The following is an 11,311-nucleotide window of genomic DNA, read 5'->3' as shown; positions in this document are numbered from 1 at the left end:
CGGGTTCGCCTTCCTGTGCTCAGGATTAAGCAGGCACAAAAAACCCGCACTTGGCGGGTTCTCGGTGTGACAAAAAGTCTATACTGCCTGATTATGCCCAATCTGCTGCGACAGTCAACCCCCCAATCGTGATTCTATCCAACCCTCAGCGCGGTGACGCATATCCCTGACGTGGTGCCGAGTATGGCGCGTTTGTGTCTCCTTGCTCAGCGCTCTGGCGATCACGGCATCGCTGCAGCAGTGGACGTATGACATAACGATAACAGCGTGGCGGTACTCATCAACACTGGCGAGCTGTGATACCACTCTATCAACATGGCCGTGAGTCTCATCATCAAGCGCAGAAAGCTTTACCGCCCATCCTCCGCTTTTGCTCAGTCGGGAAAATGGAGTTTCATGAGGATAGTCAAGATGATATGGATCATTGATAGCGCGACTCTTGCCCCAGCGAATAAGGTACTGCTGCACGTCACTTCCCATCATCAACCCCCATCAGCCTTTCCCGCCCAATAGCCCTATCAGTCCAGCCGCACGACTGACACCACCAAGCCCTTACCTTCATACCCTCGGATGCGTTGATGCACGGAGTCACCTGCTTACCGCAGTGAGGGCAATTCATCGCCTATCCCTCTTGTCCATCCACATCGCCAGCAGCAGTATCCCCACCCTCACCCCGTACCAGAGCAGGGGGCCGAAGGTGAGGATTGCCAGGAGCCACCAGCACGTCATGAGATACCACGCAATTTCTTGTAGTGCCGCGCCCTGCGGCTGAATATGCGCTTAACTCGCTTCATCGTTTAACTGCGCCCGTGGTTTTGGTGATAACCAAACTTGTTCTCTGCGGACTTTCTTGCGCAAACCGCGTCCATCCAATCACCATATCCACCAAGAGATATTCTTTTACCAGTGTCACTTATGGCCGCATACCATCGCCCATTATTTTTATTCCTATAAACACCCATAACGCCGCTGGAGTTGTTTTTGTATTTCGCCATATTTTTGTTGTTCTCCAGTCTGTCAACAACGCGAAGGTTCGCCCATCTGTTATCCGCCCTATCTCCGTTGATGTGATCGATTTCACCTTGTGGCTCAACCCCCTCCGAAATCATATACACCACCCGGTGCGCAGATAGCGTCACCGGAACCCCATTTACAGAAATTCCGATGTATATGTACCCGTTTACACCTATACCCCCGGCAGCCATGCCTTTAAACTTGTTTTGTGGGGAGCATGTTTTTTTCCAGGTCAAATTTCCGGTCTGACTGTTGTAGTCCAGCCTACTTTTTAATATTTCAACTAGATTGTTCATAAAGAACTCCTGAATATTTTCTTGTAAATTCTGGCTTTTCTTGAAAAAACAGCCTTCACCCTTTTTGCGTATTGAGCGTCAAAGGTGCGCGCGCCGTTGTCGTGCTCAATACGCTGCACCAGTTCGGGGCCATACCTTTCGGTGAGTCGCAATCTGTACTCCACCACGTTTCCCGATAACTCACGATTGCACCGCTTGCATTGTCCGTGAGCGTTGAACACGTTGAAACGTAGGTGCGCTGCTGCACCCCTTGACCGGTAATGCCCGCAGTCAAAGTGCCCGCCCGTAAACCTATCTTGCTCGTAGCACCCGCACGATATGCACGGCTTACCGTAGTCCCTTGCCCGTATGTAAGCGTTGAAAGCGGCCTGCGCTTCCTTCATCCAATCGGCTTTGGTTTTCAGCGCCTCCTTGCGCTTCCTGAGAGCCTTTCTCGCGGATTTCTCCCGCGCCTTGGCGTTGTGCTGAATGGCGCACCGTGGCCCGCACACGGCCTGCATTGACCTCATTGGGTTGAAGTCACGCTTGCAGACTTTGCAGACCTTGGTTCTCGCCATTACAGCGTCACCAGCCCGCCATGCCGTGACACCATCGCCCCCGGCCTGAACTGTGGGTTGCGGTTGGCCTCACTGCCGCACTCTTGAATCTCCCCGCCCTGGGCAAGGAACCGCTCAACGTCTGCCTCAATCTCTGCCCTCTCCCGCTGCTTTGTCTCGCTGTAGTTGCGGGCCACGGGGTCGCTGCTGGGGAAGTGTCTTAGCTTTTCTGATCTCATTTCGAATCCTCACTTAACCAGGCTTGCGCCGTATTCCAGAAGGTAAAACTTCGGTGCCAAGATTATTTTTAAAGCCGCCATTGCGTTCGAGATGGATGCAAAAAATGTTACTGCTGAAGCACCGAAAACGGTGCCCACGACCACAACGCCCGGATGGGCATATCCGTTTTCGTCGTATACAAGATTTAACTTCGTGTTTTCGCGCCAACGGTCCTTGCTGGGGTCCAGCTTGACCTTTCTGCAATGCCGTGGAACTATGACCCAGATAAAAGCAGTTATGGCGGCGAAAATGACCGCCCACACAATAGCCTCCAGCATGTGCCAGACCAGCAACTGCTGCACAACATCGGGCACTTCGCGCTGCGCAAAGTCTGTGGCTGTATCCACTCCATCAAGAACTCTCTGGAGCATTTCAGTTAGTATCAATTCTGCTTTTTCGTTCATGCCGCTACCTCGCTTGGGTGGAGAAGGCACAGCCCCTGCTGGCTGTACTCCCTCACCACGGTTTCAATAAATTCGGTTGCTTGGGCTTTCGCCATTTTTGAAGTGACTGGAAGCCAGTCCATTGCACGCAGCTTGAACTCGTAATCAAGCGGCTTGATCGCCTTGTCGTAGACGTAGCAAAACTCCTCACTGTGAGCGCGGAGAATCGGCACGCCATATCTCAACTTGCATTCCCGCCGTATGTCCACAATGGCGCTGCCTGGTAGCTGTGAGGCAATCTGCTGGTACAGGGCATAGATAAGCGAATTCTGGTCAAGGCTCCGGGACTCTGGCACGAACTCAACCACAGGCCGCTTGCCCGAAAGCCTCAGAGTCCCAACGTGCGCCATGAACCGCTGCATCACGGTCTCATTGCTCAAGTCCCAGCGACTCACGCCTGCGCTCCCAAGCGACTTTTAAGTGAGCCTCTACCAATGAACGCAAGTGACTCGGAACCCTCTGGAGCGCGTCCCTGCGCCCTTGCAGCAACTCGATTGCGGCGATTTCTGCCGCGAGGTGCCGGGGCCAGACCTGTGCGGAGTCGCCAGTTGATTTCCCGCTGGACTTCGACATAACCGTTGCGCCTCGCTGCTGCCCCAATAACCGATTCGTGTACCTGCTCAAGCTCCTCGGCAAGCTCTGCAAGCATGTACTCAAGTTGCTCAAGGGTTGCCCAGCGCATAGGGCGAATGAACGTGCGGCGCTGTACCGTCAGTGGGTTGGTGTTCATCAGTAGTACCTCGGGCTGCAATCGGGTATGTCCCAGTTCTTGCGCCAAGGATCACGCAACGGCGATACGGTTGTTGGCCGTGCAAGATAGGTCTGCTTTGCGGTGATCTTCTCCTTCGGCACAACCACAACCTCACCCTCACGCACCAGCTCCTGAAGCGCATTCATCGCCGTGCTGCACGATGACTTGATGGCCCCACTCGCCTGCGCGATAGTGAACGGCTGGCGTTTCTGGAATAAAATCGAATTGCGTAGTGTCTCCATGTGCCTTTCACGCGCTGCGCTCATGCTGCACTCCCTTGAATTTCGGTTAAGAACTCGGCCCTGCGCTCGTTCTCAGTGAACTGTCGTGATGGGTGGTGATACAGGCGTATTGCCCCCTCAAACTCCCCATGACGCTGCTTTGCCACGATCAGTTTCTGGTCGCTGGAATCCTTCAGGTACTCAAGGCTCTTGGCGTCAAGGGAGACGCCCATTTCCTGCATCCTGAGTAGGTTGGCGCGTTTCTTGTCAGCCCACACAATGAAAAGGTTTTGCGCTAAATCTACGATCGCTCCGTTTCCCTTGACGTCGAAACGCGAGGGTATGTATTCGTCACCGCCAGACCCAGGCTTACGAACGTGGTGGACAAGGGCAACGTGAATATCGAGCGCCTTTGCAAGCGACACCAGCTCACTCATGAACAGCCGCTCGCGCTCCATGTCATCCGACACGCGGCACATAGACAGCGAATCGACAATGACAAACTTGCAGCCTTCATTCGCCATTGCGTGTATGGCCCCAAGCACCTCAAGTGGTGGAACTGAGCCAAGGCGGTCATAAAACCACATGCGAGTGTTGAGCCAGTCGATCATGCTGCCAGCCCATTGCGGGTTGGGGCTGGGTGAGCCGCTACCCTGCTGACACATCAGGTGAACCAATCCCTCAACCGGCATCTCAAAAGACGCAATGCCAACCGTCACATCACGGCTTGCCCACAATGCGACCTGATTCAGTAGTGTTGATTTCCGGTGACCGTTGATACCGGCCCATATACTGATTTCTCCACTGCGGAGCCTGACGCGGGTGTGAGTGCGCGACCAAGGCAGCTTCAAGCCTGATATTTCATTGGGGTGCTGTAGCCGGTGCAGAACCTGATCCCTGAACTCAACCGGCCTGCGGAGAGAGTTGAACTCAGTCTCGGCGTAAATGGCTTGCAAGTCCTGGTCGGTGAAATCGTGTTGGCTCGGAATAGTTCTCATATCTCAACCATCCCCGAACCCGATTTAGGGGCTTCGCGCTTAGATTCCCAAGTTCTGACGCAAGCCTTCCAGCATTTGATTTTCGTCTTGCCACGCATCCAGCCGTTTGACTCGTAATGGTCAACGAAGGCTTGTGCGTCAACAGAGTTACCGCGAGAGGAACAGTATTCTGAAACCTCATCAACCGAGGGAGGTGTAAACCGACCACTCTTTCTTTCTTTCTCTTCTTTCTTTCTTTCTTGCATGACAGAATCATGACTCGTCATGCCTTCATCATGACCTATCATGACCCCATCATGATTTTGCTTTGCCTTTGTGAGCATCTCGCGCATCTTTGCGTTGCTTGTCATGGACGAATCCATGCGCTTCAACATCTTCACGCAGAAAATCCTCCCTTGGCTATCTGCGCTGAAAAGTCCTAGATTTACCATGTAAATCATCATTTCTTGCACGATCTCCCGACTCAAACCAACGTCATACGCAATCACCTCCGCGTCATGCTCAAGTTCAAAAGTTAGGTTATGGGCCTCTACCGACTGAGCTATCAGTTCAAGGCAGTACCAGTACAAACCATATCCCTGAAGCCCATATTTCATGCGTACACGTTTGAGTTTCGCGTCTGCACTGGCATTGCTATCATGCTTAAACCACTGCACTATGCGGCGCTCCTTTTCTTTGTGTTAATGAGAGCCTGACGGAAACGCTCAAGGTCTTTACCTTCAAGCCTTTGGCCTTTGCTCATAGCCTGCCTGCCGATTTCAACCACAAGCTCGTCTTCAGTCTCAGTGCGGCGCTTGCGCTCTGCTGGATAGTTGCGGTCTGTTGGCGGGTACAGGTCGGAAAGTTCGAAACCAATTGACGCCAGAACATCATTTGCCCCGCATCCAGCAAAACAGTTCACCAGTGTCCTGCCGTCGCCAACGTCTCGGATTGAAAGTGAAGGCCCCTTGTCGTCGTGCGCTGGGCAGCGAGCCATCCACTTGCCATCACTAACCTGTCGGCAGTGATCCAGGCGAGAGACAATATCGTGAGCGCTCATGCGACCCCCTTCATGCGCTTCAGGCGATTAAGTTCAGCCTCAAGCTCAGCAATGCGGTTTGATTCAGTGAGGTACTTTTCAACCAGATACATCACCGGGCTTGTGTCGCCAGTGACTTCGATGAACTTTTCCAGATCGTCCAGCGTGAAGCGTCTGGAGTCGTTAGGGCTTTGCGCCAGCTTCCGCGTCAGGTCTGACGGGGAGTAGTCCATATCAGCAGCCAGGGCCTTCTGTGACGTCTGCTGGTGGTGGGCACGATACGCAACGAACTCGCGGCAGCTTTGGTAGCTATCGACAAGCCCAGCATCGTAGTTGAGAGTGATTTGCTGCATTTCTGTTTCCCCCGCTTTCCTTGTCTTTCCTGTAGAAAATCCAGCCAAATAAAAACCGCTCACAGGGAGCGGCTAGTTATGCGGCAGATTTGGAGCGGTACATGGATTCATCAAACTTCAGCGCGCCCCGAGTTGCTTTTTCAAGCAACCGCGCAGCCACTTCGGGGATGTTCTCGCCCCACTTTGAAATGGCTGGCTGTGACACCTGGTACCCTTGTGCGAGTAGCGCATCGCGCACGGCAACCTGCGTGGTGAAGTGCTTGAGTACGTCTGCTTTTTTCATTGCCGTAAGGTTCCTGTGGATAGCTTCACGCCCATATTATAACTTCGGTTATCGTTTGTCTATAACTTTGGTTAATTGGCACATAACCCGCGCTGCATAACAATGGTTATATGGAAATGAAAGACAGAATCAGAAAACGCATGGACGAGCTTGGGATGAGCCAAGGGGAACTGGCCGAGCTCATGGGTGTGTCGCAGCCAATGATCGCCAAATACCTAAATGGGGCTAAGACCAAGAAGCTCTTGGAGATGGCCGATGCGCTTCAGTGCACGCCCGAGTACCTGCAGGATGGAAGAAACCCACCGCAAGCCGTGTTTGACAAAAGCGGCACGAATGTGACTAACATTCGCAAAACAAATATAAAGGGATGGATTCCGTTGATTAGTTATGTGCAGGCCGGTCAGTGGTCTGAAGCCATAGACCTATATGATCCCGGTTATGCGGAAAGTGTAGTCCCGACGACTGTGCCGCACTCTAAGCACACCTTTGCATTGCGTGTTGACGGGCCTTCTATGACGCTACCCGATGGGGTGAATGGGCATAGCTTCCCGGCTGGAATGGTCATATATGTTGACCCTGAAAAGCCAGCGCAATCAGGTGACTATGTTGTCGCCAAACACAGTGGTAATGGGCATGTGACGTTCAAGAGGCTGCTGTCTGAAGAAGGCAGGCCGGTGCTTGTGCCGCTGAATCCTGACAGAAGTGCATTCCCTGTAATCAGGGATGAATTTGAAATTATAGGCAGAGTAATAGACGCCTCATGGGGCGGCTTGTAGGGGGATTTATGGCGCTTATCGCGTGTCCAGACTGCGGTAAAGAAGTATCCAGCAACGCACCAGCCTGCCCTGGCTGTGGCTCCCCAATAGCAACCGGCGCATCAGTTGCCCAGCGCGGCGACATCATCCCCTACTCCGATCAGGAGGTTGCTGTGATGCTCAGCAGGAAGAAGAAAACCAGCCACCTGCTTCACCTTTTCCTCACGATCATCACCCTCGGCCTATGGGTTGTGGTCTGGGTCATTGTGGCGGCGAGCAACGGGTCGCAAAACTCAGCGATTGATAAGCGGATCAACAACGGCAAGCGACTCAGATAGCGCCAAACAGTAATCCAGAGCCCGCCAAGTGCGGGCTTTTTTGTGCCCCCAATTTTCTCCCAAAATAAATATAACTCGGGTTATTGCATATTATAATAACTTTGGTTATAGTACTTACATGCCCGACAACAACCGGGCCGGGAGAACGAAATGATCTCAATAGCAAACATTCTGATTGGCGTGGCCTTCGGGCTGGCACTGGTCATCACTATCGCGGGGCTTTTGGTATGAACATTTATCAGGTGATCGGCGCGCTGGGTGATATGGAAATCCCGGACGGCGTTATCAGTGTCATGCGCGGCCATGACGACCAGTGGCTTGTGCAAATGAGCCTGGTTGGCTTTATGGCAGCTTTCCCGCAGCACAACACAGCGCCGTACAGCGACAAGAACACTGAATACTACTTTGAGGCACTTGGTGTGCGCGTTTTTGCGCTCCAGCCGGTGCAGGAGGTAGCGGCGTGAATGACGTGAAATATATGTTCCCTGACCGACGAATGGCATACCCCAAGCCCATGGAGGCCTTCTGGAAGGTCTTTCCTGTTGCTGTAGTCAGCTTTGCTTGGGGTGGTATCAGCGTCTACTTCTGGCTTGGAGGTGCGCTGTGAAGAAAGTGACGGTTATGGCGTGGTGCGAGGTTGAGTGCCTGCTTGCGCCTACAGAGGGCGACTTTGGCGACACAGATTATGTCATCGAATCTGCCTCTCCTGTGAAGAGCAATCTGATGCAGGGTATCAGCGAAACGCGCAAGGCCGAGCTCTACGAGGCCGTTGACGAAAAACTTGAAGATGAATCATTCCAGGCTGCAGATCCTGGGCCAGAACTGAGGGCATACGCATGAGAGAGAAATTTGTAACTGTAACGCTTGAGGTGCCGTTGAAGCATATTAGTTTCAGCGACTGCGGAGACGGGTGCGGGCGCATAGACGGCCTGAAAAACGCGACACTTGATGGGCGCACTATAAGCCAGTTCGCGCCCAGTGATGTGCTGGCTGCAGAGAACGCAATGTACATGGAATTGGGGCACTTCGGCGGGGGCGGGTACGACCTGCAAAAAGAAATGCAGGCGTTCCGTGATGAACTGGTTTCAGGCGACATTGTGACCGCTAACCGGAGGGCTGGGTGATGAATAACGTAGTCGTGCAACACCCGGCAGACAACCGTAGCCTGGCCCCCATGCGGTCGGCAGAGTTGCGCCAGCAGGTTGGGGTGATCAAGGATGTGCTGGACCACATAATGCAGAAGAATGTTCACTACGGGGTCATTCCGGGCTGCAAGGAGCCGAGCCTTTACAAGCCTGGAGCTGAAAAAATCATGTCTGCTTTTCGACTGTCGGCAGACCCTGACATTACCGACCTGAGCGACGACGACCAGATCCGCTATCAGGTAAAGGTGCGGCTGGTATCTCCCTCTGGTCATTTTGTTGGGGCCGGGATTGGCGAGTGTTCCAGCAGCGAGGAAAAGTACAAATGGCGCAACGCTATCTGCAAAGAGGAATTTGACGAAGCCCCGTCAGACCGCAAGCGCGAGAAGTGGACGCGCGGCTATCAGGGTAAGCCGAACTTCAAGAAGCAGCAGATCAGGACCGAGCCATCAGACCTTGCCAACACGATCCTCAAGATGGCCAAGAAGCGCGCCCTGGTTGATGCGGTATTGACCGCCACCGCAGCAAGCGATTGCTTCACGCAGGACATTGAGGATCTGCCGCCTGAGTACCTGGACCCGGTAGAGCAGCCCACCAACGGCAGGCAGCCGCCTGCTCCCTACCCTGACGACCAGTTTGCCAAGAACCTTCCGGCATGGAAGAAGGCGATTGACGACAAGAAGAAAACCCCGGACCAGATCATAGCCATGATTCAGTCCAAAGCACCACTGAGCGACCAGCAGAAAAACACTATCCGCAACTGTGCGGCGAAAGAGGGAGAAATTGTATGAACATCATTGATGCAGTCCAGGGCAGCGACGAGTGGAAAGCGGCCCGCGCGCAATACCACACCGCCAGTGAGGCTCCCGCCATGATGGGCGCCAGCAAAAAGGTTTCCCGCAATGAGCTGCTGCGCATGAAGGCCACCGGCAGCGAAAAGGAATTCAGCGAGTGGACAGAGAACGTCCTATTTGCACGGGGTCACGAAGTCGAGGCACTGGCCCGCCCAATTGCCGAGGAAGTCATAGGCCAGGAGCTGTACCCGGCGACCGCCACCAATGAGGACGGCTACCTGCTTGCGAGCTTCGATGGCGTCACGATGCTGGAAGATGTGATTTGGGAGTGCAAGCAGTGGAATGAGGCCAAGGCCAACACTGTGCGCGATGGCCTCACACCCAAGGATGATTACTGGCAGGTTGTCCACCAGCTCGCCGTCAGCGGTGCCGAGAAGTGCCTATACATGGTCACGGATGGAACAGAGGATAATACGGTGTGCTGCTGGGTTACGCCAAACAAAGACGATACCGCCGCTTTGATGGCAGGTTGGAAGCAATTCGACAAAGACCTTGCCAACTATGAGCACGTTGAGCAGACCGCCGCGCCTGTTGGCGAGGCTGTAACTCAGCTGCCATCAGTATCCGCCCAGGTATCCGGCAGCCTGGAGATTGTGGACAACCTCAAGGTATTTGAGGCGGCGCTGCGGGACTTCATAGACAACCGGCTTATCACCTCCCCGCAAACGGATCAGGACTTTGCCGACCTCGATTCACAGATCAAGACGCTGGAGAAAGCGGAATCTGCACTGGATGGCGCAGAGGCTACCGTGCTGTCAATGGTATCTGCCGTGGACGCCTTCAAGCGCACCAAAGACATGCTTCACGCGATGGCCCGCGACAACAGGCTGATGGCGCAGAAGCTGCTGAAGGCAGAGAAGGAAAACCGGCGCAATGAGATTCTGGCGAAGGGCAAGGCCGCACTTCAGGATCATATCGCGTCCGTCAATGCCTCGCTGGGCAAGATCCAGCTCCCGAGTATCGCAGCCGACTTTGCCGGGGCCATGAAGGGCAAGCGAACCATTACCAGCCTGAATGATGCCGTCGATACCGAGCTGGCCCGCGCCAAGATCGAGTCCAACGCCATTGCCGATAAGATCAGGTTGAACGTGGAAACCCTGAGAACCGACGCCAAAGGCTATGAGTCGCTGTTTGCCGATGCCCAGCAGCTTGCCCTGTCCGACAATGAGCACCTGAAGCTGGTTATCAAGGACCGCATACGCGAGCACAAAGAGCGAGAGGAAGCCAGGCTTGAGGCCGAGCGCGAGAAGATCCGCGCGGAGGAAAAGGCCAAAGCCGAAGCTGAAGCCGCCAGGGTAGAAGCCCAGCGCCAGCGGGAGATTGAAGAGGATCAGGCGGCAATAGATCGGGCCGAGCTCGATGCGGCAAAGCCAGCCCCTGAGCCCGAGAAGCCGCAGGCCACAAAGACTGTTGAGGTTGCACCCGCCAAGCCGGCGGGGAGTAAGACATATCGACCAACCGACAAGGAAATACTGAAAACCCTGTGTGACCACTACCAGGCCAGCGAAGCAAACGTAATCGACTGGCTGAAGCAAATGGACTTTTCGGAGAGAGCAGCATGAACGTATTCAACACGATAGCCAGGCTTGGGAAAGACGCAGAACTCAAGTACATGCCCAGCGGTGATGCGGTAATGCAGTTTACCGCCGCGTTTGACTCCGGATATGGCGATAAGAAGGTGACAACCTGGTTGAGTTGCGCCCTGTTTGGGAAGCGAGCCAGCGAGAACCTTTGCCAGTATCTGACCAAAGGAACGCAGGTCGGCTTGTCTGGCGAAATCAAACTGGATGAGTGGCGCGGGCAGGATGGCTCCACGCAAAAGACGCTGAAGATGCGCGTGAACGACCTGACATTGCTATCAAGCAGCGAGCCCAAACAGCAGGCACGGCAGGCAGCACAGCCACGCACACAGCCTATGCCAGAGCAGTTTGATGACGAAAATATTCCGTTCTAGCAGGAGACTCCCCGCCTGCTCTAACCGGCGGCGGGGCTTTTTAGGAGATGGGTATGGACTGGCAAACATTGGCCGC

22 protein-coding genes are annotated in these 11,311 nt (G+C 54.2%); 9 read left to right on the top strand and 13 right to left on the bottom strand.

Annotated features, from left to right (window positions below; genetic code table 11):
• Window positions 1-114: 114 nt before the first annotated feature.
• The 13 genes from G533_RS25345 to G533_RS0110095 all read right to left on the bottom strand — a co-directional run bounded on the left by G533_RS25345 (window position 115) and on the right by G533_RS0110095 (window position 6,192).
• Window positions 115-480, bottom strand: coding sequence for an antiterminator Q family protein (locus tag G533_RS25345; protein ID WP_420835528.1), 366 nt, complete (start codon window positions 478-480; stop codon window positions 115-117).
• Between the two features lie 317 nt (window positions 481-797).
• A complete protein-coding gene (locus G533_RS0110150) occupies window positions 798-1,310 on the bottom strand; it encodes an HNH endonuclease signature motif containing protein (protein ID WP_027949855.1) in 513 nt (170 codons plus the stop codon).
• A complete protein-coding gene (locus G533_RS0110145; protein WP_027949854.1) occupies window positions 1,307-1,867 on the bottom strand; it encodes a recombination protein NinG in 561 nt (186 codons plus the stop codon). Before G533_RS0110145 ends, G533_RS0110150 begins: the two co-directional genes overlap by 4 nt.
• The gene (locus G533_RS0110140; protein WP_027949853.1) at window positions 1,867-2,085 is read right to left on the bottom strand and encodes a hypothetical protein; all 219 of its coding nucleotides are present in this window, start codon (window positions 2,083-2,085) and stop codon (window positions 1,867-1,869) included. Before G533_RS0110140 ends, G533_RS0110145 begins: the two co-directional genes overlap by 1 nt.
• Window positions 2,086-2,094: 9 nt before the next feature.
• Window positions 2,095-2,529, bottom strand: coding sequence for a hypothetical protein (locus G533_RS0110135; RefSeq protein WP_027949852.1), 435 nt, complete (start codon window positions 2,527-2,529; stop codon window positions 2,095-2,097).
• The gene (locus G533_RS0110130) at window positions 2,526-2,963 is read right to left on the bottom strand and encodes a NinB/YbcN family protein (protein ID WP_027949851.1); all 438 of its coding nucleotides are present in this window, start codon (window positions 2,961-2,963) and stop codon (window positions 2,526-2,528) included. Before G533_RS0110130 ends, G533_RS0110135 begins: the two co-directional genes overlap by 4 nt.
• Window positions 2,960-3,298 carry a hypothetical protein gene (locus G533_RS24525; protein WP_035527460.1) on the bottom strand — a complete coding sequence of 113 codons (339 nt, stop codon included), beginning with the start codon at window positions 3,296-3,298 and terminating at the stop codon, window positions 2,960-2,962. The genes G533_RS0110130 and G533_RS24525 overlap by 4 nt, the downstream gene beginning before the upstream one ends.
• Window positions 3,298-3,585 (bottom strand): hypothetical protein, encoded by a 288-nt coding sequence (locus G533_RS0110120; protein ID WP_027949850.1) that lies wholly within the window; start codon window positions 3,583-3,585, stop codon window positions 3,298-3,300. Before G533_RS0110120 ends, G533_RS24525 begins: the two co-directional genes overlap by 1 nt.
• On the bottom strand, window positions 3,582-4,538 hold the full coding sequence (locus G533_RS23505) for an AAA family ATPase (protein ID WP_051230185.1): 957 nt from the start codon (window positions 4,536-4,538) through the stop codon (window positions 3,582-3,584). Before G533_RS23505 ends, G533_RS0110120 begins: the two co-directional genes overlap by 4 nt.
• Window positions 4,535-5,194 carry a Lin1244/Lin1753 domain-containing protein gene (locus G533_RS21475; RefSeq protein WP_051230184.1) on the bottom strand — a complete coding sequence of 220 codons (660 nt, stop codon included), beginning with the start codon at window positions 5,192-5,194 and terminating at the stop codon, window positions 4,535-4,537. The genes G533_RS23505 and G533_RS21475 overlap by 4 nt, the downstream gene beginning before the upstream one ends.
• The gene (locus tag G533_RS0110105) at window positions 5,194-5,577 is read right to left on the bottom strand and encodes a hypothetical protein (RefSeq protein WP_027949849.1); all 384 of its coding nucleotides are present in this window, start codon (window positions 5,575-5,577) and stop codon (window positions 5,194-5,196) included. The genes G533_RS21475 and G533_RS0110105 overlap by 1 nt, the downstream gene beginning before the upstream one ends.
• A complete protein-coding gene (locus G533_RS0110100; protein WP_027949848.1) occupies window positions 5,574-5,909 on the bottom strand; it encodes a phage regulatory CII family protein in 336 nt (111 codons plus the stop codon). Before G533_RS0110100 ends, G533_RS0110105 begins: the two co-directional genes overlap by 4 nt.
• 76 nt (window positions 5,910-5,985) lie before the next feature.
• On the bottom strand, window positions 5,986-6,192 hold the full coding sequence (locus G533_RS0110095) for a Cro/CI family transcriptional regulator (RefSeq protein WP_027949847.1): 207 nt from the start codon (window positions 6,190-6,192) through the stop codon (window positions 5,986-5,988).
• A gap of 116 nt (window positions 6,193-6,308) precedes the next feature.
• On the opposite strand from G533_RS0110095, the gene G533_RS21470 reads away from it, so the two are divergent.
• From G533_RS21470 to G533_RS0110040, 9 genes are all read left to right on the top strand, one after another.
• Window positions 6,309-6,968: a LexA family protein gene (locus G533_RS21470; RefSeq protein ID WP_158413409.1), complete on the top strand. Its 660-nt coding sequence runs from the start codon at window positions 6,309-6,311 to the stop codon at window positions 6,966-6,968.
• Between the two features lie 8 nt (window positions 6,969-6,976).
• A complete protein-coding gene (locus G533_RS24520; RefSeq protein ID WP_144079846.1) occupies window positions 6,977-7,285 on the top strand; it encodes a DUF8108 domain-containing protein in 309 nt (102 codons plus the stop codon).
• A 227-nt stretch (window positions 7,286-7,512) separates the two neighbouring features.
• Window positions 7,513-7,749 (top strand): hypothetical protein, encoded by a 237-nt coding sequence (locus G533_RS0110070; protein ID WP_027949846.1) that lies wholly within the window; start codon window positions 7,513-7,515, stop codon window positions 7,747-7,749.
• Window positions 7,746-7,892: a hypothetical protein gene (locus G533_RS24795; protein ID WP_158413408.1), complete on the top strand. Its 147-nt coding sequence runs from the start codon at window positions 7,746-7,748 to the stop codon at window positions 7,890-7,892. Before G533_RS0110070 ends, G533_RS24795 begins: the two co-directional genes overlap by 4 nt.
• Window positions 7,889-8,125 carry a hypothetical protein gene (locus tag G533_RS0110060; RefSeq protein WP_027949845.1) on the top strand — a complete coding sequence of 79 codons (237 nt, stop codon included), beginning with the start codon at window positions 7,889-7,891 and terminating at the stop codon, window positions 8,123-8,125. The genes G533_RS24795 and G533_RS0110060 overlap by 4 nt, the downstream gene beginning before the upstream one ends.
• Window positions 8,122-8,409, top strand: coding sequence for a hypothetical protein (locus tag G533_RS0110055; RefSeq protein WP_027949844.1), 288 nt, complete (start codon window positions 8,122-8,124; stop codon window positions 8,407-8,409). The genes G533_RS0110060 and G533_RS0110055 overlap by 4 nt, the downstream gene beginning before the upstream one ends.
• Before the next feature lie 14 nt (window positions 8,410-8,423).
• A complete protein-coding gene (locus tag G533_RS24925; protein ID WP_169515388.1) occupies window positions 8,424-9,218 on the top strand; it encodes a hypothetical protein in 795 nt (264 codons plus the stop codon).
• Window positions 9,215-10,843 carry a YqaJ viral recombinase family protein gene (locus tag G533_RS0110045; RefSeq protein ID WP_027949843.1) on the top strand — a complete coding sequence of 543 codons (1,629 nt, stop codon included), beginning with the start codon at window positions 9,215-9,217 and terminating at the stop codon, window positions 10,841-10,843. Before G533_RS24925 ends, G533_RS0110045 begins: the two co-directional genes overlap by 4 nt.
• On the top strand, window positions 10,840-11,235 hold the full coding sequence (locus G533_RS0110040) for a single-stranded DNA-binding protein (protein WP_027949842.1): 396 nt from the start codon (window positions 10,840-10,842) through the stop codon (window positions 11,233-11,235). Before G533_RS0110045 ends, G533_RS0110040 begins: the two co-directional genes overlap by 4 nt.
• Window positions 11,236-11,311 lie beyond the last annotated feature (76 nt).

It is taken from the genome of Haliea salexigens DSM 19537 (assembly GCF_000423125.1).
In the GTDB taxonomy this organism is placed as follows: domain Bacteria; phylum Pseudomonadota; class Gammaproteobacteria; order Pseudomonadales; family Halieaceae; genus Haliea; species Haliea salexigens.
The sequence above is the reverse complement of the archived record's forward strand: the minus strand, read 5'-3'. Positions and strand labels throughout refer to the sequence as shown.

Bases quoted from the DNA above. Each gene is read 5' to 3' on its own strand.
- G533_RS25345 (WP_420835528.1), bottom strand. From the start codon at position 480: ATGGGAAGTGACGTGCAGCAGTACCTTATTCGCTGGGGCAAGAGTCGC.
- G533_RS0110150 (WP_027949855.1), bottom strand. From the start codon at position 1,310: ATGAACAATCTAGTTGAAATATTAAAAAGTAGGCTGGACTACAACAGT.
- G533_RS0110145 (WP_027949854.1), bottom strand. From the start codon at position 1,867: ATGGCGAGAACCAAGGTCTGCAAAGTCTGCAAGCGTGACTTCAACCCA.
- G533_RS0110140 (WP_027949853.1), bottom strand. From the start codon at position 2,085: ATGAGATCAGAAAAGCTAAGACACTTCCCCAGCAGCGACCCCGTGGCC.
- G533_RS0110135 (WP_027949852.1), bottom strand. From the start codon at position 2,529: ATGAACGAAAAAGCAGAATTGATACTAACTGAAATGCTCCAGAGAGTT.
- G533_RS24525 (WP_035527460.1), bottom strand. From the start codon at position 3,298: ATGAACACCAACCCACTGACGGTACAGCGCCGCACGTTCATTCGCCCT.
- G533_RS0110120 (WP_027949850.1), bottom strand. From the start codon at position 3,585: ATGAGCGCAGCGCGTGAAAGGCACATGGAGACACTACGCAATTCGATT.
- G533_RS23505 (WP_051230185.1), bottom strand. From the start codon at position 4,538: ATGAGAACTATTCCGAGCCAACACGATTTCACCGACCAGGACTTGCAA.
- G533_RS0110105 (WP_027949849.1), bottom strand. From the start codon at position 5,577: ATGAGCGCTCACGATATTGTCTCTCGCCTGGATCACTGCCGACAGGTT.
- G533_RS0110100 (WP_027949848.1), bottom strand. From the start codon at position 5,909: ATGCAGCAAATCACTCTCAACTACGATGCTGGGCTTGTCGATAGCTAC.
- G533_RS0110095 (WP_027949847.1), bottom strand. From the start codon at position 6,192: ATGAAAAAAGCAGACGTACTCAAGCACTTCACCACGCAGGTTGCCGTG.
- G533_RS21470 (WP_158413409.1), top strand. From the start codon at position 6,309: ATGAAAGACAGAATCAGAAAACGCATGGACGAGCTTGGGATGAGCCAA.
- G533_RS24520 (WP_144079846.1), top strand. From the start codon at position 6,977: ATGGCGCTTATCGCGTGTCCAGACTGCGGTAAAGAAGTATCCAGCAAC.
- G533_RS0110070 (WP_027949846.1), top strand. From the start codon at position 7,513: ATGAACATTTATCAGGTGATCGGCGCGCTGGGTGATATGGAAATCCCG.
- G533_RS0110055 (WP_027949844.1), top strand. From the start codon at position 8,122: ATGAGAGAGAAATTTGTAACTGTAACGCTTGAGGTGCCGTTGAAGCAT.
- G533_RS0110045 (WP_027949843.1), top strand. From the start codon at position 9,215: ATGAACATCATTGATGCAGTCCAGGGCAGCGACGAGTGGAAAGCGGCC.
- G533_RS0110040 (WP_027949842.1), top strand. From the start codon at position 10,840: ATGAACGTATTCAACACGATAGCCAGGCTTGGGAAAGACGCAGAACTC.